At 65.0% G+C, this 23,063-nt stretch carries 18 protein-coding genes; 6 read left to right on the forward strand and 12 right to left on the reverse strand.

The genetic code is table 11. The annotated features are described in order from the left end of the window. Positions 1-4 precede the first annotated feature (4 nt). Positions 5-1,207, reverse strand: a complete 1,203-nt coding sequence (locus tag ACR64R_RS16065; protein ID WP_487357326.1) for an ROK family protein — start codon at positions 1,205-1,207, stop codon at positions 5-7. A gap of 210 nt (positions 1,208-1,417) precedes the next feature. Between ACR64R_RS16065 and ACR64R_RS16070 the strand changes: the two genes are divergently transcribed. From ACR64R_RS16070 to ACR64R_RS16095, 6 genes are all read left to right on the forward strand, one after another. Continuing rightward, a complete protein-coding gene (locus ACR64R_RS16070; protein ID WP_487357327.1) occupies positions 1,418-2,656 on the forward strand; it encodes an extracellular solute-binding protein in 1,239 nt (412 codons plus the stop codon). An 87-nt stretch (positions 2,657-2,743) separates the two neighbouring features. Next, positions 2,744-3,628 carry a carbohydrate ABC transporter permease gene (locus ACR64R_RS16075; protein WP_487357328.1) on the forward strand — a complete coding sequence of 295 codons (885 nt, stop codon included), beginning with the start codon at positions 2,744-2,746 and terminating at the stop codon, positions 3,626-3,628. Beyond that, complete coding sequence (locus ACR64R_RS16080) at positions 3,628-4,473, forward strand: carbohydrate ABC transporter permease (RefSeq protein ID WP_487357329.1); 846 nt, start codon at positions 3,628-3,630, stop codon at positions 4,471-4,473. Before ACR64R_RS16075 ends, ACR64R_RS16080 begins: the two co-directional genes overlap by 1 nt. Before the next feature lie 2 nt (positions 4,474-4,475). After that, entirely contained in the window at positions 4,476-5,492 is a 1,017-nt protein-coding gene (locus ACR64R_RS16085; protein ID WP_487357330.1) for an SIS domain-containing protein, read from the forward strand. Beyond that, a complete protein-coding gene (locus tag ACR64R_RS16090; protein WP_487357331.1) occupies positions 5,492-6,430 on the forward strand; it encodes a PfkB family carbohydrate kinase in 939 nt (312 codons plus the stop codon). The genes ACR64R_RS16085 and ACR64R_RS16090 overlap by 1 nt, the downstream gene beginning before the upstream one ends. After that, entirely contained in the window at positions 6,417-7,493 is a 1,077-nt protein-coding gene (locus ACR64R_RS16095) for an ABC transporter ATP-binding protein (protein ID WP_487357332.1), read from the forward strand. Before ACR64R_RS16090 ends, ACR64R_RS16095 begins: the two co-directional genes overlap by 14 nt. A 236-nt stretch (positions 7,494-7,729) precedes the next feature. On the opposite strand, the gene amaB is transcribed toward ACR64R_RS16095, so the two are convergent. The 11 genes from amaB to ACR64R_RS16150 form a co-directional block, all read right to left on the reverse strand. After that, the gene (gene amaB / locus ACR64R_RS16100; protein WP_487357333.1) at positions 7,730-9,244 is read right to left on the reverse strand and encodes an L-piperidine-6-carboxylate dehydrogenase; all 1,515 of its coding nucleotides are present in this window, start codon (positions 9,242-9,244) and stop codon (positions 7,730-7,732) included. 174 nt (positions 9,245-9,418) lie between these two features. Beyond that, the gene (locus ACR64R_RS16105) at positions 9,419-10,693 is read right to left on the reverse strand and encodes an RNA polymerase sigma factor (protein ID WP_487357334.1); all 1,275 of its coding nucleotides are present in this window, start codon (positions 10,691-10,693) and stop codon (positions 9,419-9,421) included. After that, positions 10,690-11,064, reverse strand: a complete 375-nt coding sequence (locus tag ACR64R_RS16110; protein WP_487357335.1) for a YciI family protein — start codon at positions 11,062-11,064, stop codon at positions 10,690-10,692. The genes ACR64R_RS16105 and ACR64R_RS16110 overlap by 4 nt, the downstream gene beginning before the upstream one ends. A 110-nt stretch (positions 11,065-11,174) precedes the next feature. After that, positions 11,175-12,266: a DNA topoisomerase IB gene (locus tag ACR64R_RS16115; RefSeq protein ID WP_487357336.1), complete on the reverse strand. Its 1,092-nt coding sequence runs from the start codon at positions 12,264-12,266 to the stop codon at positions 11,175-11,177. A 67-nt stretch (positions 12,267-12,333) separates the two neighbouring features. Continuing rightward, on the reverse strand, positions 12,334-13,077 hold the full coding sequence (locus ACR64R_RS16120; protein ID WP_487357337.1) for a hypothetical protein: 744 nt from the start codon (positions 13,075-13,077) through the stop codon (positions 12,334-12,336). After that, a complete protein-coding gene (locus ACR64R_RS16125) occupies positions 13,074-13,946 on the reverse strand; it encodes a glycosyltransferase family 2 protein (protein ID WP_487357338.1) in 873 nt (290 codons plus the stop codon). Before ACR64R_RS16125 ends, ACR64R_RS16120 begins: the two co-directional genes overlap by 4 nt. Further along, positions 13,946-14,884 carry a glycosyltransferase family 2 protein gene (locus ACR64R_RS16130; protein WP_487357339.1) on the reverse strand — a complete coding sequence of 313 codons (939 nt, stop codon included), beginning with the start codon at positions 14,882-14,884 and terminating at the stop codon, positions 13,946-13,948. Before ACR64R_RS16130 ends, ACR64R_RS16125 begins: the two co-directional genes overlap by 1 nt. A 112-nt stretch (positions 14,885-14,996) precedes the next feature. Next, the gene (locus tag ACR64R_RS16135; protein ID WP_487357340.1) at positions 14,997-15,881 is read right to left on the reverse strand and encodes a transglutaminase family protein; all 885 of its coding nucleotides are present in this window, start codon (positions 15,879-15,881) and stop codon (positions 14,997-14,999) included. Further along, a complete protein-coding gene (locus tag ACR64R_RS16140) occupies positions 15,882-18,293 on the reverse strand; it encodes a circularly permuted type 2 ATP-grasp protein (RefSeq protein WP_487357341.1) in 2,412 nt (803 codons plus the stop codon). Positions 18,294-18,299: 6 nt separating this feature from the next. Continuing rightward, the gene (locus ACR64R_RS16145) at positions 18,300-21,659 is read right to left on the reverse strand and encodes a transglutaminase family protein (RefSeq protein WP_487357342.1); all 3,360 of its coding nucleotides are present in this window, start codon (positions 21,657-21,659) and stop codon (positions 18,300-18,302) included. Positions 21,660-21,764: 105 nt separating this feature from the next. Beyond that, a complete protein-coding gene (locus ACR64R_RS16150) occupies positions 21,765-22,961 on the reverse strand; it encodes an acyl-CoA dehydrogenase (protein WP_487357343.1) in 1,197 nt (398 codons plus the stop codon). Between the last annotated feature and the right edge of the window lie 102 nt (positions 22,962-23,063).

Consider the following 23,063-nt stretch of genomic DNA (forward strand, 5'->3'; position numbering starts at 1 on the left):
TTCTCTATCCTGCTTTCAGGATAGCTGAAAAACGCGGATCGAAGGCACGGCTGATCGGCTCGGCCGCGGCGCCCACGGCGATCGCCCATGGGTCCGTGATTCCGAGTTGCAGGCGCGGCAATCGCCTCCCGGGGCGGTCGGCGATCGACGGCAGCAGCGGATGTATAGCCTGCAGCAAGCGGCGCGCCAACGCCTCGGGTGCGCCGCTGGTGAGGATGACAGTCTGCGGATCGAAGATCGTTTCGATCAGATGCACGCTCCAGCGCAGATCCTGCGCGGCACCCTCGATCCAGCCCATCACCTTCGCGTCCTCGGCGGCGGCCAGAGCGCCTATCTTCTCATAAAGATGCTCATCGGCCGGGTTGAGGCTGAGATGCTGGTACAGCGAGGCGAGCGAGGCACGGTGCTCGAGCGGTGTAGCTCCAGGCCCGGCGGGCGACAGCAGTGCCCTGCCGATCTCGCCGGCGTTGCCGTTGCCGCCATTGTAGAGTTCGCCATTGAGGATCAGGCCGGCGGCGATGCCGTAGCCGACATAAAGGCAGACCGCGTGATCGACACCGTGCGCGGCGCCGACGATGCGCTCAGCCGTGGCGCAGGCAGCGGCGTCATTCTGCAGCCCGACGCTCAACCCGGTCCCGGCAGCTAGCGTCTCCAGCAACGGGAACTGCTGCCAGGCCGGCATCATCCATTTGTCGTCGGACTCTTTAAGGCCGAACGGACCCGGCATGGCGACGCCGAGCCCGACCAGCCGCCGCTCGGACTGAGCGGAGATATCCGCCAGTTCGCGCCTCGTATGCGCGATGAGACCCAGGATGGTCTGCACGCCCGGCGACGGCTCGTCGAGGGGCAGACTGGCCTCGGCACGCGCCACCACGTTGCCGACCAGGTCGACAACCACCACCCGCGTCAAATGCCGGTCGATCTGCAGCCCGATTGCGAAAGCTCCCTCGGGGACCAGCCGATAGGGCGTGAAAGGCTGCCCCCTGCCCTTGCGCACCGCATCCAGCGCCACGACCAAGCCGTCCCGCTCCAGATCCTCGATGATGTTCGAGACCGCCTGCTTGGTAAGCTGCGTCGCCCGCGCCAGGTCGGCGCGCGAGAGCGCGCCGTTCAGCCGCAGCGCCTCGATCATGACGCGGCGGTTATGGGCGCTGGTGCCCTCCTGGTTGGTGCCGCTCTTGGCACGGATCGGGCTGATATCGTGCACCCTAGCTTCCCCTCTTGACTCCAATAAAGGATTGATCGACTAATTAAGTCAAGCGAATTGACTTAATAGGTGAAGCCCGCGCGGCTCTACAAGAAGACGGCAGGCTTTGGGCTTCGCCGTCCGCCGTTGGGAACGGATCCGGTCACGCGAAGCGAATCCGAGGAAGCGGCTCGCCGCCCACTCGCAGCTATCGAAATGGGAGAAAGACAAATGCTGAAATCGATCGGTAAGACACTTCTGGGCGCGGTCTTCCTTGGCGGGCTGTTCGTCCCCCACGCCTTCGCCGAAACCACGCTGAACGCGCTGTTCATGGCCCAGGCCGCTTATAGCGAAGCCGACGTGCGCTCCATGACGGAAGCTTTCACCAAGGCCAATCCGGACATCAAGGTCAATCTCGAATTCGTTCCCTATGAAGGCCTGCACGACAAGACCGTGCTCGCGCAAGGTTCCGGCGGCGGCTATGACGTGGTGCTGTTCGATGTGATTTGGCCGGCCGAATACGCGACCAACAAGGTGCTGGTCGACGTATCTTCGAAGATCACCGACGACATGAAGAAGGGCGTGCTGCCGGGTGCCTGGACCACGGTCCAGTATGACGGCAAGTACTACGGCATGCCTTGGATCCTCGACACCAAGTACCTGTTCTACAACAAGGAGATCTTGGAAAAGGCCGGCATCAAGGCGCCGCCGAAGACCTGGGAAGAACTCGGCCAGCAGGCCAAGATCATCCAGGACAAGGGTCTGCTGAAGACACCCATCGCCTGGAGCTGGTCGCAGGCCGAGGCCGCCGTTTGTGACTATACCACCCTGGTCAGCGCCTATGGCGGCGACTTCCTCAAGGACGGAAAGCCCGACTTCCAGAACGGCGGCGGCGTGTCGGCGCTGAAATACATGGTCGACAGCTACAAGTCGGGACTCACCAACCCGAACTCCAAGGAATTTCTGGAAGAGGACGTCCGCAAGGTGTTCGAGAACGGCGATGCCGCTTTCGCGCTGAACTGGACCTATATGTACAATATGGCCAACGATCCCAAGGACTCGAAGGTCGCCGGCAAGGTCGGCGTCGTGCCGGCGCCGGGCGTAGCCGGCACCAGCGAGGTCTCGGCCGTGAACGGCTCGATGGGCCTCGGCGTCACGGCGGTGTCGAAGCACCAGGACGAAGCCTGGAAATACATCGAGTTCATGACCTCGCAGGCGACGCAGAACCAGTACGCCAAGCTCTCACTGCCGATCTGGGCCTCGTCCTATGACGATCCGGCCGTCACCAAGGGCCAGGAAGAACTGATCGCCGCCGCCAAGCTCGGTCTCGCCGCGATGTATCCGCGCCCGACCACGCCGAAATACCAGCAGCTGTCGACGGCGCTGCAGCAGGCCATCCAGGAATCATTGCTCGGCCAGACGACGCCGGAAGACGCGCTCAAGACCGCCGCGGAAAACAGCGGCCTCTGATCTGGCGTTCCCCGACGGGCGGGCGGCCTCATCCACGAGCGCCGCCCGTGCTATTTCTTTCCGGATGAAGGAAGAGAGGCGCCTTGCATGTCAGGCACCTGGATGACGACTCGCGCGTGGCTGTTGATGCTGCCACTTCTGGTGATCATGGTCGCCGTCATCGGCTGGCCGTTGGTCGATACGGTCAGGCTCTCCTTCACCGACGCCCAGTTGGTCGGCACGGCTGGCAATTACGTCGGCTTCGACAACTACAGCAGGATGTTGACGAGTTCGAACTTCACCCGCACGCTCTCGACCACCACCCGGTTCGCGGTCGTCTCGGTCGCCGCCGAGATGGTGCTTGGCGTTCTTGCGGCACTACTGCTCAACCAGGAGTTCCGCGGCCGCGCTGTGCTGCGCGGGTTGATGATCCTCCCCTGGGCGCTGCCTACCGTCGTCAACGCGACGCTCTGGCGGCTGATCTATAATCCCGAATATGGCGCGCTGAACGCGGCGCTGACGCAACTCCATCTCATCGACGACTATCGCTCCTGGCTGGGCGAGCCGGGCACCGCGCTGGCGGCGCTGATCGTCGCCGATTGCTGGAAGAATTTTCCGCTTGTTGCGCTCATCGCGCTTGCCGCCTTGCAAGCGGTGCCGCGCGACATCACTGCCGCCGCGCTCGTCGACGGCGCCGGCCCGTTCAACCGCTTTCGTTTTGTCATCCTGCCCTATCTCGCCGGACCGCTGATGGTTGCGCTGGTGCTGCGAACCATCGAGGCCTTCAAGGTCTTCGACATCATCTGGGTGATGACGCGCGGCGGTCCCGCAAACAGCACGCGCTCGCTGTCGATCCTCGTCTACCAAGAGGCTTTCTCCTTCCAGCGCGCCGGCTCCGGCGCTTCGCTGGCGCTCATCGTCACCTTGCTGGTGACCGTTCTCGCCGTCGCTTACGCTGCGCTGGTCAGGAAGACCGCAGGGAGCGCGACCTGATGGAACGCAAGACCCCGCTCTTCACCGCTTTCGTTTATGTCTGCGCCCTCCTGCTCGCGGCCGTGATCCTGGCGCCCCTCGCCTGGCTCTTCGTCATGAGCATATCTCCGGCCGCTGACCTTGCCTCCAAGCCGCTGCGCTGGTGGCCGCAGGCGGCCGACTTCTCCCGCTACGCGCAGCTCCTGTCGACGGCCGAAAACAGCGCCGGCGCTGCCTTCACCGCCTCGCTACGCAACAGCCTGGAGGTCGCCGGCATGGCGACGCTCGCCGCTGTTGTCCTTGCTGTGCCGGCCGGCTGGGCCGTCTCGCGCACGCCTTCGGTGGGGTGGTCGCTCTCGATGGTGATCGCCACCTACATGCTGCCGCCGGTGGCGCTCTCCGTGCCCCTTTACATGGGCCTGTCCTGGCTCGGCCTGCTCAACAATGTCTTCGGCCTGGCGCTGATCTATCTGACGATCCTGGCGCCCTTCACCACCTGGCTGATGAAATCGGGTTTCGATTCCATTCCGCGCGAGATCGAGGCCGCGGCCATGATCGACGGCGCCGGCTTGTTCCAGACCTGGCGCATCATCACCCTGCCTCTGGCGGCGCCAGTCGTGGCGACATCGGCGCTGTTTGCCGTGCTGCTTGCATGGGACGAATTCTTCTACGCCCTGCTCTTCACCTCGGACCAACGGGCAAAGACGCTGACGGTCGCCATCGCCGATCTCGCCGGCGGCCGCGTCTCCGACTACGGACTTATCGCCACCGCCGGCGTTCTCGCAGCCTTGCCGCCGGTGCTGATCGGCCTCGTCATGCAACGCGCGCTGATCTCGGGACTCACCAGCGGCGGCGTGAAAGGATAATGATGACTGCTGAAAGACCTCGACCCTCCGGCCTCCTCGCGATCGACCGTGAGATGGCGCGCCAGCATGAGGATGCGCTCGCCTCGTTCGAGAACAATGGCGAAGCAGCCGCCAAGGTCGCCGCCTCGATCAGGAAGAACGGCCGTCTTGTCCTGCTCGGCATGGGCGCCTCGCATGCCGTCGCCCGCGCCGTCGAGCCGCTCTATCGCGCGCACGGCATCGATGCCATCGCGCTGCCGCTTTCCGAGCAGCTCGGCCAGCCGCTGCCGCTTGCCGGCAAGACCGTGATCGTCACCTCGCAATCCGGCGAAAGCGCCGAGGTGTTGCGCTGGTTCGCCGAGACCGGCGATCACGCCGAAACCTTCGGCCTGACGCTGGAGGCAGGCTCGTTCCTCGGCCGCACGGTTCCTTGCCTCGTCGGCGCCGGCGGCACCGAGCTCGCCTTTGCCGCGACCCGCAGCCTGACCGTGACCTTTGCCCTGCATCTCGCCATCCTGGCCGCGCTGGGCGAGGATGCCGCCGTTGCGCTCGCCGCGCTGAAGGCGCCGGAGGCGGTTGCGATCGATGCAGCGCTTGCGGCGCTCGACAATGTGGCGACCGTGGTCACGTCCGCCCGCAGCCTTCAAGGCGTGGCCGAAGCGTTGGCGCTCGGCCTTACCGAACTGTCGCGCCTGCCTTGCTTTTCCCTCGAAGGCGGCCAGCTTCGCCATGGGCCGATGGAGATGCTCAGCCCGAAGATCGGCGTCGTGCTTTTCCGCGGCGACGACCCGACCGCCGACCTCGTCACCGCCATGGCGCTGTCCGTCCTCGAAGCCGGCGCGCCGCTGATCGTCTTCGACGCCTCGGGCATGCCGCCGGTCGCGGGCGCCGAAACGTTGAGTTTCAAGCCTGCCTTCGGACTGGCAGCGATCTTTGCCATGCTGCCCGTGGCGCAACGACTGATGATCGCCTTCGCCGATTCCCGCGTCGAGAATGCCGGAACGCCGGTGCGCACCACCAAGATCACGCGGAGCGAATGATGCGGCCGCTCGCCGTGATCGGCAACGTCAATGTCGACCTGATCGTCGGTCCGGTCGCGCCCTGGCCAAAGGCCGGCACCGAGACCGTCGTCGATCATGACGACCTGCGTGTCGGCGGCCAGGCCGGCAACACCGCGCTTGCCTGGCAGGCGCTGGGCATCGACTTCGAGATTGCCGCCAATATCGGTGACGACCAGTTCGGCCGCTGGCTGCGCGAAGCGTTTGGCGCGCGTGCGGCCAACTGGCCGGTTCGTCCAGAAGGCACGACATTGTCGGTCGGGATGACCCATCCCGATGGCGAGCGCACCTTCTTCACTACGCGCGGCCACCTGCCCCGCTTTAGCCTGGCCGACGTGCTCTCGGTGCTCGACGGGGAACGGCTTGCTGGTGGCTACGCGCTGCTCTGCGGCTGTTTCCTCACCGACGACCTGACGCGCGACTACGAGGCTTTTTTCGACTGGGCCGAAGCGCATGGCATTGCCATCGCGCTCGACACAGGCTGGCCGATCGACGGTTGGACGCATGCGAATTGCACTGCCGCGCGCGGCTGGCTGTCGCGCTGCGAACTGGCCCTGTTCAACGAAGTCGAGACGACCACGCTGGCCGGCCTCGCAAGTCCCGCGGAGGCGGCGCGCAAGATCCGCGACGGCATGAAGGGCGGGGCGACAGTGGTCGTCAAGCGCGGACCGGAGGGCGCGATCGCCATCGGCGCCGGCGGCGAGCTCATTGAGGCGCTGGCGCCACGCGTCGCCGTCATCGACACGATCGGCGCCGGCGATGTCTTCAACGCCGCCTTCCTGGCTGCGCTGGCGCAGGGCCGGTCGCAGGAGGACTGTCTGTCGGCCGCCATCCGGGTGGCGTCGCACGCCATCTCAACCTCGCCCCGCGACTATGGCGGGCCGATCCAATTCGAGGATGCCGTCCATGAGCGCGCTTGAAATCCGCGATGTCCGCAAGAATTACGGCGGCGTCGAGACGCTCAAAGGCATCGACATCGCACTCGAGAACGGTGAGTTCCTCGTGCTGCTCGGCTCTTCGGGCTGCGGCAAGTCCACCTTGCTCAACATCATCGCCGGTCTCGCGGAGGCAACCAGCGGCGACGTGCTGATCGGCGGCCGGTCAGTGCTTGGCGTGCATCCGAAGAACCGCGACATCGCCATGGTCTTCCAATCCTACGCGCTCTATCCAAACCTCACAGTCAGCCGCAACATCGGCTTCGGCCTCGAGATGCGTAAGGTTCCCGCCGCCGAGCGCGACAGGGCGGTGCGCGATACGGCAAGGCTCTTGCAGATCGAGAACCTGCTCGACCGCAAGCCTGGTCAGTTGTCTGGCGGCCAGCGCCAGCGCGTCGCCATTGGAAGGGCGCTGGTGCGCAAGCCGCAGGTCTTCCTGTTCGATGAACCCCTCTCCAATCTCGATGCCAAGCTGCGCCTCGAAATGCGCACCGAACTGAAGCGCCTGCACGAGATGCTCCGCACCACGGTCGTCTACGTCACCCATGACCAGATCGAGGCGATGACGCTGGCGACGCGCATCGCCGTCATGCGCGACGGTCGCATCGAACAGCTCGGCACGCCGCAGGAGATCTACAACCACCCGGCGACCCTCTATGTCGCGGGCTTCGTCGGCGCGCCGGCGATGAACATGCTGGAAGCAGTTGCCCAGGACGGCAAGCTCGCCATCGCCGGCACGCAAGCGAGGCTGGCGCTGCCGGAACGCTACGTCGATGCAGCCCGCGACGGGGCTTCGGTTATGGTCGGCATCAGGCCGGAAGCGCTGCGCCTCGGGTCGGGCAGCGGTGCGGAATTGTCGCTGCCGGTCGAAATCGACGTCGTCGAATTGACTGGCCCTGAACAGGTCATCACCGCCCGGATCGGCGCGCAAAGGCTGACGGCTACCTTGCCGCCGCAAGCCCACGTTGCCAAGGGTCAGTCTTGCGCGTTTGTCTTCGACGCGGACGCGCTTCGCCTGTTCGACCCGGGGACCGGCAAGGCCTTCTGAGCGATATCCCCCGCTCGGCGGATCCCATCATACCGAGATGGCTGTACACGCGGCACACCACGCGCCAAGGCAACATCGCGCATGGGGTAGCTTTGAAGAAGACCTTCGAGAACCGATGTTGAACAGGCGTCAGAAACTGTCCAGCGTCACGGCTGTCTGCACGCAGTCAACCTGCGTCAACTAACCCGTCTCTATGTGAGCTGAAGACGGCGCCGCCCAAGCGGCGCCGTTTCGATTCAATCGATGTCGAAGGACACGCCCTGCGCGAGCGGCAGCGCCTTGGAGAAGTTCACCGTGTTGGTGGCGCGGCGCATATAGGCCTTCCAGGCATCCGAGCCGCTCTCGCGGCCGCCGCCCGTCTCCTTCTCGCCGCCGAACGCCCCGCCGATCTCGGCGCCCGACGTGCCGATATTGACGTTGGCGATGCCGCAGTCCGAACCGTCGACGCCGAGGAAGCGCTCCGATTCCTGCAGGTCTCGGGTGAAGATCGACGACGACAGGCCGGCGCCGACCGCGTTGTGCAGCTCGAGCGCCTCGTCGAAGTCTGTGTATCTCATCACGTAGAGGATCGGCGCGAAGGTCTCTTCCGTCACCGGCGAGACCTGGGCGGGCATCTCGACCAGCGCCGGATGCACGTAATAGGCGTCAGGATGGCCGTTCTCCAGTCGCGCACCGCCGGTCACCTTGCCGCCACGCGCCTGCGCTTCCTTCAGCGCTTTCTGCATGTTGTCGAAGGCGGCCTTGTCGATCAGCGGGCCGACCAGCGCCTTGCCTTCCAGTGGATTGCCGACCGAAACGCTCTGATAGGCCTTCTTCAGCCGCGGCAAGAGCGCGTCACAGACGCTATCATGCACGAACAGGCGCCTGAGCGTGGTGCAGCGCTGGCCGGCCGTGCCCATGGCGCCGAAGGCGATGGCTCTCAGCGCCATGTCGAGATCGGCGGTCGGCGTGACGATGCCGGCATTGTTGCCGCCGAGCTCCAGCACGGCGCGCGCAAAACGCTTGGCAAGCCTGGGGCCAACCTCGCGGCCCATGCGGGTCGAGCCGGTGGCCGAAACCAGCGGCACCTTCGGGTGGTCGACCAGTACCTCGCCGGCGACACGGTCGCCGATCAGCACCTGCAGCAGCCCTGCCGGCGCGTGAGCGCCGAAACGCTCCGCGGCGCGCTTGAAGATCGCCTCGCAGGCAAGCGCCGTCAGCGGCGTCTTCTCCGAGGGCTTCCACACCACCGCATCGCCGCAGACGAAGGCGAGCGCCGCGTTCCACGACCACACCGCGACCGGGAAGTTGAAGGCCGAGATGACACCGACCACCCCAAGAGGGTGCCAGGTCTCCATCATGCGATGACCGGGACGCTCGGTGGCGATGGTGAGGCCATAGAGTTGCCGCGAGAGGCCGACGGCGAAATCGCAAATGTCGATCATCTCCTGGACCTCACCCAGCCCCTCGGACGGAATCTTGCCGACTTCGATCGATACAAGCCGGCCGAGCTCCGCCTTATGCGCGCGCAATTCCTCGCCGAGCAGCCGCACGAGTTCGCCCCGCTTCGGCCCCGGCACCAGCCGCCAGGCCTGGAACGCCTTGTGCGCGGCATCGATGGCCTTGCCGGCATCGGCGGCCGAGATCGACCTCAGCGCCGCGATCTGTTCGCCCGTCACCGGGCTGCGCACGACGAGGTCGCCTCCGACAAGTGCGTCCTTGGCGACGCCCAGTTCCTCGAGAAGAGCGGCCGTTTCCTTCGCTAACGTCATTTTTTGTCCCTTTCAGGTGCTGCCTCGCATGGGCAGGAATGGAGCCATGCGCCGTCTCTTGGACGAGCCGTGGGCGCCTTGATGGCGAGGCATTACTCGTTTCGGGGAAAAACCGCCACCCCGGCATGGTCTAAGGCCAAGCTGCGAAATTGGGCCAGACAATGGGAATCGCAATCAGCGGGCTTTCTGGACCGACGACTTCTGGTCGCTCTCCTTGATCAGCCGATCGATATGCATGCGGATATGCGCCGCCTCGGCGGCGGTGTTGGCCAAGGCGATCGCGCGGTCGAAGGCGACACGCGCCTCCTCGTTGCGGCCAAGCTGCATCAGCAGCCCACCCCTGAGACCGAAGAAATGGAAATAGCCCGAGAGCCGCTCTTCCAGTGGTTCGATCATGGCAAGCGCCGCGTCCGGGCCCTTCACCTTGCTGACCGCGACCGCGCGGTTCAGCGTCACCACCGGCGAAGGCTGCATCTGCTCCAGCAGGCCGTAGAGCAAGTCGATTTCGGTCCAGTCCGTATCCGCGGCCGTCGCCGCGCGCGCATGCAGCGCAGCAATCGCCGCCTGCACCTGATAGGGGCCGGGTTTGCGGTGGCGCAACGCCTTGTCGACCAGCGCCAGGCCCTCGTCGATCATCTTGCTGCTCCAAAGCGAGCGATCCTGATCCTCGAGCAGCACGATCTCGCCATTATCGTCGAACCGTGCCGGCGCCCGCGCATGCTGCAGCAGAAGCAGCGCGGTCAGCCCCATGATCTCCGGCTCGGCCTGGAAAAGCCTGAGCAGCAGCCGGGCGAGCCGGATCGCCTCTTCGCACAGCGGCGCGCGGGCCGGCGCCTCGCCGCCATTGGTCGAATAGCCTTCGTTGAAGATCAGATAGACCATGGCGGCGACAGCGGCCAGCCGTTCCGAGCGCTCGACCGCGCCGGGCGTCTCGAACGGCACGCCGGCATCGGCGATGCGCGCCTTGGCGCGGGTGATGCGCTGCTCCATGGCGCTCTCGCCGACCAGGAAGGCGCGCGCGATCTGCTTGACGGTCAGGCCGGAGACGATGCGCAGCGCCACGGCGATCTGCTGGGTGGCCGGCAGGTCGGGATGGCAGCAGATAAACAGGAGCCGCAGGATGTCGTCGCGGTAATGCGCGCCGTCGAGCCGCTCGGCGATGTCGCTCTCGGCGTCCCCAAGGTCGGAGATCTGATCCTCTTCCGGCATCGGCGCCTGTTTGGCGCGTTTGCGCACGGCGTCGATGCCGCTGTTGCGGCCGACGAAAATCAGCCAGGCCGCCGGATCGCGCGGCGGCCCGTTCTTCGGCCAGTTCTTGAGCGCCCTCAGGCACGCATCCTGGAAAGCCTCTTCCGCGGCGTCGAGGTCGCGGAAGTAGCGCAGCAGCGCGCCCATCGCTTGCGGGCGGGCGTTGCTGATCGCCGTGCTTATCCAGGCAAGGTCCGTCATACCGCGACCTTTGTGGGATTGAAGACCGAGACCGGCCGGATCTCGTAAGAGCCGCCGCTGGGATTGACCTCGGAAAGCTCCCGCGCGAATTCGACGGCTTCGTCGAGGTCTTTGCATTCGATCGTGTAGAAGCCGAGGAATTGTTCCTTGGTCTCGGCAAACGGCCCATCGAGCACGATCGACTCTCCCTTGACCTTTCGCAGCGTCGTGGCCGCCGTCGTGGGCAAAAGGCGCGCCACCGGCCCGAGCCGACCGGCCTTGGCGTATCTGTCCTGCACGTCGAGAAGCTTTGCCATGACCTCGTCGTCCTGTTCCTTGCTCCATGAGCAAACAACGTCTTCGGAGGCGTAGCAGAGGATGGCGTAGAGCATGGCAGGTCCTTTCCGTATCAAAGGACGCGACACTAGGGCCCTTCCCGACACAAGGTCGATAAAAAAATATGACGGCGATCAGGGACTTGGCGCCCCGTCCCGCCCTGGCATCAGGCGCCGCGCGCCTGCAGCCATCTCAGCACCAGCGTTTCTTCCTCGTCGAGACCGGATATCAGCCGTTTGCGCTTGTTGGCCGCGGCCATCTCGTCAAGCAGACGCCCTTCGGCCCACGCCTCGAACACCAGTGGATGGATATAGCATTTGCGGCAGACCGCCCGTGTGTTGCCCAGCCGCTCGGCGACCTTGTCGACGACGCTGTTGATCACACGTTTTTGCTGTGCCTTGCTTTCCGGCAGCTCGGTTCCCGCAAACAGCGACGCCGCATGGATCGTGCCGCCCCAGGTGCGGAAATGCTTTGAGCTGAAATCGGAGCCCGAAGCCTCGCGAATATAGCGGTTGACGTCCTCCGAGCGCACGGGCCGTCTGTTGCCATCTTCATCGAGATATTGGAACAATTTCTGGCCGGGCAGATCCTGGGCGCCGCGCACCACCTTGGCGATGCGGCGATCGACCAGCTTCAGCTTCCATTCCTTGCCCGACTTGCCCTTGAAGGCGAAGCGCAGGCTGGATCCGGTGATCTCGACATGGCGGTCGCGCAGCGTGGTCAATCCGAAGCTCTTATTGTCGCGCGCATAGGCCGCGTTGCCAATGCGGATCATGGTGTTGTCGAGCAACCAGACCACCGACGCGACGACGCGCTCCAGAGGCAGCCCGTGCCGGCGCAGATCGCCATCGATCTGCCGCCTCAGAGCAGGCAGGCTTTCCGCAAAGGCGACGAGGCTTGAATATTTGACGCCGTCGCGTTCCTCGGTCCATTGCGGGTGGTAGCGATATTGTTTGCGACCGCGCTGATCCCGGCCGGTTGCCTGGATGTGGCCGTCTGGATCGGGCGAGATCCATACATCCGTCCAGGCCGGCGGAATGACGATCGATTTGATGCGGGCAAGCGTCGTTTCGTCGACAGCTCTGCCGCTGCGTGCAAGATAGGAGAATCCCGTCCCTTTACTCAACCTGCGGATGCCGGGGTCAGCATCGCTTACATAGTTGAGCGACGTGGCCTCCGCCGAGTTGCGATCACCGTTCCTACGATTTCCATCGTGCCGTTCGGAACGGTCCGATGACGTTTGTGAATGCTGCAACATACATGCAGGCTCCGCGAAATTATCCGTAGATAAAGCCGCGCGCCAAGGACTTGTTCCGAACGAGCTTTCAGCCTGCCTGACCGGCGGATAAATCCGCCATCCAGAGCCCCCCGTCGTCGGCATGGGCGGGGAAGTACTCTCGCCCGGCCGGCACCGTCTCGAGGGTCATTCCCGTCTCGTCAGCCAGATAGTCGTAGCCGATCTCCTGCAGGCGGCGATCCGGATCGAGACGATTGTAGAGGTCGCGACGCGACGCGCGCCGCTTGGGCTCGATCATTTTCAGATGATAGAGGTTGAGGCCGCTGTCCTTGAGCCTGAAGCCGATATCGTCGGGAAACCAGGCGCCGTGCAGATCCTTCGATCGATAGCGGTCGGGGTGGTAGGCGCCGAAAAGCCTGTGCTGCATCTTGTGGCCCCAGGTTCCGTCGATCCTGTAGCTGGCCGGCGTATACATCTCCCGGCAGCGGAACCCCCAGGCGACTTGCGTCGACCCGCCGGTGAGCCGGCCGATCCTGCCGGCGACGGCGTTTTCCAGCCTTTCGTCGGGATCCATGGCCAGAACCCAATCGGCGCCCGCCTCAAAGGCCGCGGCGATGAGCGCGCGCCGCCTGCGCGGCTCGCTGCTGAAAACCTCGTCCGAGGAGCGATCGTCATAAGCGATCCAGCCATCGACGACAGGGGCGATGTTTGCGATGAGGTCGGGCACGAGGTGCTGATCGTAGCGGTAGCTGAAAACGGCGACGATCTTGCGCCGCGACCAGAGCCATCGACCGCGCCGACGCCGCGGCGGCTTCATCTCGACGGTGATCATCGGTGGCGGCCCGTCCTGTCGCCATGCCGGGCACCGGCGGACGCTCCCAGCGATTTGGCGAACAAAGCCATCCATACGATCGGCAGCGACAGCCTTGCAAAAATCCTTTCCTTGCCGGAAAGCCCTTCCTTGGCCAGCTTGCCGACATTGCGCCGATCCCGGAACACCTTCCGGAACGGACGCACGGGCATCTCGGCCTCGACGGATCGAAGAAAAGCGCCGTAGCGGCGCCCGCGCCGATACTGGTCCGCGAGCAGCCCGAACAGGTTCGTCTCGTTGCGATGGATGGTCAGAACCCGCGGTTCCCAGACCGGCTGCAAGCCGGCCGGCAGCCTGGCCATGAATTCGGTGTCCTCTCCCGACGTCATCCGCTCGTCGAACGACCCATATCGATCGAACAGCTTGCGATCGAAAGAAACGCCGTAGCGCTGCGCCTTCTCTGCCGGAAGGCCGGGCAGGCGTCGCATGTAGGTCACGAGATGCGCCGCGCAGGCAATCAGATTGCGCGGGTGACTGTTCAACATCGCGCCCGCCACCGCCGGGATACCCTCATGGTGCCGCCGCAGCCGGACTTCCGCCCATCCCGGATGGGCAAGACAATCATCGGCGAGGAAGGCTACGTAGGGCGCTTGCGTGGCGGCGATGCCGCGATTACGAGCGGCGCCGACAAACAACCGCTCCTCGACATCGATGACCCTGACCTCGATGCCGTGGTCGGCAAGAAGCGCCTTCGCGTTGCCGCCGCCGGAATTCACGACCACGATTTCAAGCGCGACAGCCTGGTCGAGCAACGACCTTACCGCCGAGGCCAGTCCGACGGGGCTCCGGAAACCGATCACCACGACTGCGAGATCTGGCCTCCCGGCCATCAGGCGCGTTGCAATAGGGTGGCCGGCCCCCTGAACCTGCGCCGCAGCGCGATCTTCAATCGGTAGCGTATGCAACGCCAGATATCCGAGCCGGCCCGTGGCGCGGCTTCGGCTACGCCGAGGAATCTCGCCGCCATGTCGAAATCGCCGCTCGCGTAGTGAACGCGGGCGATCTTCAGGGCGACGAGGCCTTCCCTGATCTTCAGGGATCGCTCCGAGATGCCGCAGGAACGGAGCCCGCGCAGCGCCCGGCGCCATTCGAGAAAGCGCCCGGCAGGCCTGATCGTAAAACGACCGTCGGAGCGCTGCGTCGACACCAAATAGACGAATATCGGCTGCGTTACGACCGCAAGCGAGGCCCTGGCCATCACGCGCGCCCAGAACAGAGTATCCTCGTCATAGGCTAGCCCGGTCGCGAATCTTGTTTCGCCGACAAGCCGCCGCGACACCAGCGCGCTGCCGACCGCGATCGACCGTATCCGTCCTTCAAGATAGGCACAGGCATTGGCCGGTCCGCTTGCCGTGTAGCTGGCCGGCATCTTGGTCGATCGCTCCTCCCCGTCGACACACCGGCGATAGGCGCCAACCACCATGTCGATCCCCGATCGCGCCTCGGCGGCCGTGGCCAGCATCATGCGCAGGCCGCCTTCCAGATGGAGGTCGTCGGCATCGATCAGATAAATCCAGGGAAAACAGGCCTGTTCCAACGCCAGATTCCTGGCGCCGCCGACGTCGCGGCAGTTCGACTTTATGACGCGCAACGGCAAGGCAAGGCGCAACGCCGCTTCCGTGGCCACGGCATCGGTGGCGTCGGACGACGAATCGTCCACCAGCAGCACCTCGCCGATAACCTCTTTCTCCGAGGCCAGCGAAGCGAGCGTCCTGGCAATCGTCCGGGCCGCATCGTGTGCTGGAATGATGACGCTGACTGCTTTCAATCCTGTCTCCGCGCCGTTACGGGCAAACGCCCGCAATCCCCCGTCGGTTCGATCCCCAGAATATCGACGGCAATCGCGCTTGAGAAGCGTTTATCGGGCGACCGGGTGGCCGTCACGCTTTCTCGAGAACGACTGGAATGACGTCGACCGCCTGCTCGCCGACCTGGCCGCCCGTCGTCTTCAACACGCCGACGATCGGCGCTACATCGGAATAGTCGCGACCGTAACCGACGGTGATATGGTCGTTGCTCGCCCGCATGCCGTTGGTCGGATCGAATTCCTGCCAGCCGGCATCGCGTCCGCACCAGGCCTTGACCCAGGCGTGCATTGCGTCGGCGCCTTCTAGCCTGGGCTTGCCCTTCGGAGGAATGGTGCGCAGGAAGCCGCTGACATACCCTGCCGGAATGCCAAGTCCGCGCAGGCCGGCGATCATTATATGCGAGAAATCCTGGCAGACCCCGCGCTTCATCGCGAAGGCGTCGCTGGCCCGCGTCTGCACCGTGGTCGCCTTGCCGTCATAAGCGAAATCGCGGTGGATGCGGTTGCAGAGATCGACCGCGGTCGCCACAACCGAAGAGGCCAGGCTGTCATGCGCATAGGCGGTGATCGCCGCATCAATGCCGGCGTGATCGCTAGGGGCGAGGAAATGATGCGGCGCCAGGGGCGCCAGGGAGCGCACCATATCTAGCTCCGACCTCAGCCCTGCTATATCGGGCGAGACATCGAGACCCGGCTCGGGCCGCGTAACCGAGACGCGCGCGTTCATTCGGATGTCGAGCGTCTCATGCGCCTCACGAAAGGCGATCGATGTGACGTTGTTGCCGAAGAAGTCGGAAAAATCGGCGCGCTCCGCCGGCATCGGCTGGAACGACAGCGAGGCGGCGATCACACGCTGCACGCCGCCGATCGTCTGCGGCATCACGCGCACCTGGTGACGCCCGCCGCCGGCCGCGGTTGCGTAGTCGTAATGCAGATGGAGTCTGATGTCGTATAGCATCTAAGCGAAATAGGCTCGGGCGAGACTGTTGTAGAGGTCGCCGATCTGGCCGGCGAAGTCGTCGAGCACCTTGGCGCTCATGTCCGACGGCTCCATGACGGCTATCGCCGTGTTGAGCTGCAGGATTTCCTTGGCGGCTGGCGACATATGCCCCTCGCCGCCGACCGAGGGCAGCATGCCGATCTCAGCCTTCAGCCGCTCGAGCTGGAACAGGATGGAGCGGGGATTGAGCGGATCGAGCGCGAGCAGGTCGACAACGGTGCGCCGCCCGGCCTGCGCCGGATATTGCCTGCGATGGGTCATAACGCTGTCGCCGATCTCCAGCATCATGTCGAGCGCGCCCTCCGGCGCCTCTTTCCTCGTCAGCCGGCTGAGCGTGCGAGCAATCTGGATGCCGCGTTCCAGCCTGCGGCCGATTTCGAGGAAACGCCAGCCGGTGAAACGGTACATGTTCTCGTGCAGCAGGCCGGAAAAGCCGGCCAGCTTGCGCAGCATCACCGTCATCGCCCGCGTCGCGTCGTCTCCGGGCGCAACCGTTTCCGCGAACTTGTGGATGGTCTTCGACAGATCCTTCAATGCCAGCCAGCCATCTGGCGAGAAGCGGTCGCGGATCTGGCCGGCGCTGTAGACCGCGCTGTCCAGGGTGCCGATCAACCCTGGCGGTATCGGCGCTTCGACTTCGACGCCGTACGGCTCGAGATAACGCCTGATATCGACCAGGAGCGGCATTTCCGGATCGGAAGTCTCGGCAAGCCGCACATGATAGGCGCGCAGCACGCGCACCGTGTCTTCCGAACGCTCGATATAGCGCCCGAGCCACATCAGGTTCTCCGCCGCGCGGCTGGGCAGGCTGCCCGGCATGCTGCGGGTGAAACTCTCATGTTCCTGGGGCAGCAGCGTCTCGCGCTCGACCGGACTGTCGCTGACCACCCAGACATCCGCCGCCTGGCCGCCGCGCTGCATGGCGATCGCCGTCGGATCGAGCGAGAAGCCGACGCGGGCGAAGCCGCCGGGCATGACGGTCCAGCCTTCCCGTGTTCGCGCCAGATAGACGCGCAGGCTGGCGGGCCGCGGCTCCAGCCGGCCGCCGACGAACACCGGCGTGGTCGACAGCGTCACCGCCTCCTGGCCGACGAAACCGGCACCGTCCGCCTCGATGCGCGCGACAAGTTCGGCCCGCTCGCCCGCCGAAAGGGACGATCCGAGCCGGGTCGCGCCGTCGTCCTCGAAGGCGAGCCGGGTCGACAGCGCCGGGCCGACGACCATGCGGTCGATATTGGCAAGCACATGGTCGCGCTCGCCCTGCTGCCCGCACCACCACGTGGCGACGCTCGGCAGTTTGAGCTCCTCGCCCTGCAGTTCCCGCGCGATCATGGGCAGGAAGGAAAGCAGCGCCCGCGCCTCCACAAGGCCGGAGCCGAGCGCGTTGACGGCCGATACCGAACCCTGCCGGATTGCCTCGACCAGTCCCGGCGTGCCGATCTGCGAGTCCGGCTTGAGCTCGAGCGGATCGGCGAAGGCCGCATCCAGCCGCCGCCACAAGACGCCGATAGGCATCAGGCCGGAAACGGTCCGAACCATCAGCCTGCCGCCGGAGACGGTCAGGTCCTCGCCCTCCAGCAGCATGATGCCGAGATAGCGCGCGATATAGGCGTGCTCGTAATAGGTCTCGTTGAGCGGGCCGGGCGTCAGGATGGCGACACGCCCGCCGGATTCTTTCGCCATGCCGTTCAGCGCGTCGCGAAAGCGGCGGAAGAAGCCGGCGAGGCGATGCACGTGCATCTCGCCATAGATGTCCGACAGCGCGCGCGTGGTGGCGACGCGATTTTCAAGGGCGAAGCCCGCACCCGACGGCGCCTGGGTGCGGTCGCCAAGTACCCACCAGCGGCCATCCGGGCCGCGGCCGAGCTCAAAGGCAACCATGTGGAGGAAATACCTGCTGGCCGGCCGGACGCCGGCGATGGGGCGCAGATATTCCGGGCTCGCCGCGATCAGTCCGGCAGGCAGGATGCCCTTCTCGATCAGCCGGTTCGGCCCATAGATATCGGCCAGGATCGCTTCGAACAGGTCGGCGCGCTCAACCAGTCCGGCGCTGATTTGGGCCCATTCGGCTTCCTCGATCAGCAGCGGGACATAGGCCAGCGGCCATTCCCGTTCATTGGCGCCGGCTTTGTCATAGACCCGGTAGTAGACGCCGGCGTCGCGCAGATACTGGTCGGCACGGGCAAAACGCTGGCCAAGGCGCTCCGGGCCCAAACGGTCGAGCGCGTCGACGAAGGAACGCCAGGCCGGACGCGGGCTGCCCGACTCGTCGACCATCTCGTCGACGACGCCCGCGATCGGACGGTAGCGATCCAGCAGGCTCTGCGCCCGCGGCCCGCCGCTCGCCCGCTTGTGATTCCCCTTGGCCATTGTCGATCAGAGTCTCGCCGGCCGCCTGAGGTCAAGGGTCATTGGGAACTCTTCAGAAGCTTCTTCGTCACGCAACACATAGCCGCCCGGCGTGTGGCCGCGCGGCTCGAACCGGGCAAGCCGTCGGGCCTCGGCCTCGTTGCCGTTGATCGGGAAGGTGTCGTAATTGCGCCCGCCGGGATGCGCGACATGGTAGACGCAGCCGCCGACCGAGCGGCCCGACCAGCGGTCATAGATGTCGAATACCAGCGGAGTGTTGACCGGTAGAGCCGGATGCAGGCCCGACGCCGGCTGCCAGGCCTTGAAGCGCACGCCCGCCACCGCGACCTCTCTGGTGTCGGTGACTTTCATCGGCACGACGCGGCCGTTGCAGACGACGGCGTGGCGTTCCGGATTGAGGCCTTCGGTTCGCACCTGCAACCGCTCCACGGAAGAATCGACGAAGCGAACCGTACCGCCGATCGCGCCCTGCTCGCCCATCACGTGCCAGGGCTCCAGCGCCTGCCGTAGCTCCAGCTTGACGCCGGCATGCTGTACTTCGCCGCAGAACGGAAAGCGGAATTCGAGCTGTGCCGCGAACCAGTCGGGGCGGAAGTCGAAACCGTTGAGCTTCAGATCCTCCAGCACGTCGAGGAAATCCGTCCAGACATAGTGAGGGAGCATGAAGCGGTCGTGCAGTGACGTGCCCCAACGCACGAAGCGGCCGTCCAGCGGGTTCTTCCAGGCCCGGGCGATGATCGCGCGGACCAGCAATTGCTGCGCGAGGCTCATGCGCGCATTGGGCGGCATCTCGAAGCCGCGGAACTCGACCAGCCCGAGCCGGCCGGTCGGCCCGTCCGGCGAGAACAATTTATCGATGCAGATTTCCGAGCGGTGGGTGTTTCCGGTCACGTCGGTCAGGAGATTGCGGAACAGCCGGTCGACCAGCCACGGCAAAGGGGCCGTACCCTTATCCGGATGCGGCACCTGCGCCAGTGCGATCTCCAGCTCGTAAAGCGAATCGTGCCGCGCCTCGTCGAAGCGCGGCGCCTGGCTGGTCGGACCGATGAACAGGCCGGAAAACAGGTAGGATAGCGACGGATGCCGCTGCCATTGCAGCACCAGGCTCTTCAACAGGTCGGGCCTGCGCAGGAACGGGCTGTCGTTCGGCGTCGCACCGCCGACGACGACATGGTTGCCGCCGCCCGTGCCGGTATGGCGTCCGTCGATCATGAACTTGTCGGCGCCGAGCCGCGATAGCCTTGCCTCCTCGTAGATCGCCGTGGTGGTGGCAACGCATTCCTGCCAGTTGGCGGCCGGGTGGATGTTGACCTCGATGACCCCCGGATCCGGCGCGACGCGGATGACGTTGAGGCGCGGATCGTGCGGCGGAGCATAGCCCTCGATATGCACCGGCACACCAATGGCCTTGGCCGCATTCTCCGCCGCCGCCACCAGTTCGAGATAGTCTTCCAGCGCCTCGACCGGCGGCATGAACACGCATAGCCGGCCGTCGCGCGGCTCGACGGTCAGCGCCGTGCGCACCGCGCCGCCGATCTCGGTGATCTCCTGCTCGACACGGTCCTGCTGGACGGTGGCGGCGGTGAAAGAAACCGCCTGCTGGCGGTGCGCCATTTCATCCGCGCCCTCAAGTGTCCCCGGCGAAGCGTCCGGCAAAATCGCCTCGCGCGCCGGCAGCGGGCCGCGCGGCACAGAGGGATCGACCGGCACGATGTAAGGGAAATGCGCCGGCGCAACATAGGGCAATGTGCCGAGTGGCAGGCGATAGCCGACCGGGGAGTCGCCCGGCACCAGGAACAGGCGGCCGCGCCGCGTCTTCCATTTCTCCGAGCGCCAGCGCTGGCCAGCGGCCTGACTGTTCCAGCGCTGCACTGGCAGCACATAGCCGGACGGCTTGGTCAGCCCGCGCTCGAAGACGCGGGCCATGCGGCTGCGCTCTTCCGGGTCTTCCAGCTTCGAATTGGACGGATCGACATTGTCCGGCAGCTTGCCTTCCTTGAGCAACCACTCAGCCGGGTCCTCATAGGCCTCGTTGACCATCGTCCTGTCGATGCCGAGCTCGCCGGCGATCGCCGTGAGCAGGCTTTCGGCCTGTTCGGGACCCACCGCGGCATTGCCCTTCTCGCGCGCGATCAGCGACGGATCGCGCCAGACCGGCTCTCCATCCGTGCGCCAGTAGAGCGAGAAGGTCCAGCGCGGCAGGCTCTCCCCCGGATACCACTTGCCCTGGCCATAATGCAGGAAGCCGCCCGGCGCAAAGCGCTCGCGCAGCCGGCGGATCAGTTGGTCGGCCTTGTCGCGCTTGGTCGGTCCGACGGCCGCCGTGTTCCATTCGGCGGACTCGAAATCGTCGACCGACACGAAGGTCGGCTCGCCACCCATGGTGAGCCGCACGTCGCCGTCTCTGAGCGCGGCGTCGACTTTTTCGCCCAGTTGATCTAGCGCCTCCCAGCTTTCGTCGGAGAACGGCTTGGTGATGCGCGGATGTTCGGCGATCCGGTCGACGCGCATGTCGAAGCTGAAATCGACATTGGCGAAGCTTGCCATGCCGGAAATCGGCGCGGCATTGCGGAAATGCGGCGTCGCGGCAAGCGGAACATGACTTTCACCGGTAAGCAGGCCGGAAGTCGGGTCGAAGCCGATCCAGCCGGCGCCGGGAATATAGACCTCGCACCAGGCATGCAGGTCGGTGAAGTCGACAGCTGTTCCAGGCGGCCCATCGAGCGCGACCAGGTCGGGCTTGAGCTGAATCAGGTATCCGGAGACGAAGCGTGCCGCGATGCCGAGGTTACGCAGGATCTGCACCAGGAGCCAACTCGAATCCCGGCAAGAGCCCTTGGCAGCGGCAAGCGTCTCTTCCGGCGAATAGACGCCTGTCTCCATGCGCACTATGTAGTCGATCTCGCGCTGCAGCCTTGCATTGAGATCGACCAGGAAATTGACGGTGTTTGCCGGCCTGCGGTCGATGCTGTCCAGGAACTTGGACAGCAGCGGCCCGGCTGGTTCCGGCGTGCGATAGATGGCGAGGTCTTCCCTGATCTCTTCCGGATAATCGAACGGAAAGGTCTCGGCGCTCTCCTCGACGAAGAAATCGAACGGATTGTAGACCGTCATGTCGGCGACGAGGTCGACTTCGATCTTGAGCTCGTTGACCGGCTCCGGGAAGACGAAGCGGGCGAGGAAGTTGCCGTAGGGGTCCTGCTGCAGGTTGACGAAGTGGTTTGCCGGTTCGACCTTCAGCGAATGGCTGAGCACCTTGGTGCGCGAATGCGGCGCCGGCTGCAGCCTGATCACCTGGGGGCCGAGAGCCACCGGCCGGTCATATTTGTAATGTGTCAGGTGATGGACGGCTGCCAGAATTGCCATGGTGCCCCGGAGTTCGGCGTTTCAGTCGCCGAACCCTGACATAGGTGCTGGCCATTCTCCAAGCAGAGATGTTGCGCTGCACCTAAATTAAGCAGCGTTGCCGGCTTAGAAAAATGCCTGGATGCCCGTCTGCGCCCGCCCGAGGATCAGCGCGTGCACGTCATGCGTGCCCTCATAGGTGTTGACCGTCTCCAGGTTCTGCGCGTGGCGCATCACGTGGTAGCCGATCTGGATGCCGTTGCCGCCATGCATGTCCCGGGCCTGGCGGGCGATGTCGAGCGCCTTGCCGCAATTGTTGCGCTTGACGATGGAGATCATTTCCGGCGCCATCTTGCCTTCGTCCATCAGCCGGCCGACCCGCAACGAGCCCTGCAGGCCGAGCGCGATCTCGGTCTGCATGTCGGCGAGCTTCTTCTGGAAGAGCTGCGTGCCGGCCAGCGGCTTGCCGAACTGTTTGCGGTCGAGCCCGTATTGCCGCGCCCGGTGCCAGCAATCCTCGGCCGCGCCCATGGCGCCCCAGGAGATGCCGTAGCGCGCCCGGTTCAAGCAGCCGAACGGGCCGCCGAGACCTCGGGCATTGGGCAGCATTGCGTCCTCGCCGACCTCGACGCCTTCCAGCACCACCTCGCCGGTGATCGACGCCCGCAGCGACAACTTGCCGCCGATCTTTGGCGCCGACAGCCCTTTCATGCCCTTCTCCAGCACGAAGCCGCGGATTTCGTCCTTGCCGTTATCGCCCTTCAGCTTCGCCCAGACGACGAAGACGTCCGCGATCGGCGCGTTGGAAATCCACATCTTGGAGCCGGAGAGTTTGTAGCCATTCGCCGTCTTCTCGGCGCGCGTCTTCATGCCGCCTGGATCGGAGCCGGCATCCGGCTCGGTGAGGCCGAAGCAGCCGATCCATTCGCCCGATGCGAGCTTCGGCAGGTATTTCTTGCGCTGCGCTTCCGAGCCATAGGCGTGGATCGGATACATGACCAGCGAGGACTGCACGCTCATCATCGAGCGATAGCCCGAATCGATGCGCTCGACCTCGCGCGCCACCAGGCCGTAAGTCACGTATCCGGCGCCAAGCCCACCATACTCTTCCGGGATGGTGATGCCGAGCAGGCCGGCCTCGCCCATCTCGCGGAAAATCGAAGGATCTGTCTTCTCCTCGGCGTAAGCTTCCTCAATGCGCGGCGCGAGCTTGTCAGCGGCGAAGGCGGTGGCGCCGTCCCGCACCATGCGCTCATCCTCGGAAAGCTGGTCCTCGATCAGGAAAGGATCGTTCCACACGAAGGTGTTCTTCTCAGCGGCCATGGCCTCGCTCCCGGTGACTTTTGATGTGCCCGGCTTATCCGCCTGCGACAGGGAAAAATCAAACGAAATTGCATCACAGATCAATGAGGGATAGTAATGGAT

It is taken from the genome of Mesorhizobium sp. MC2-1-1 (assembly GCF_057597255.1).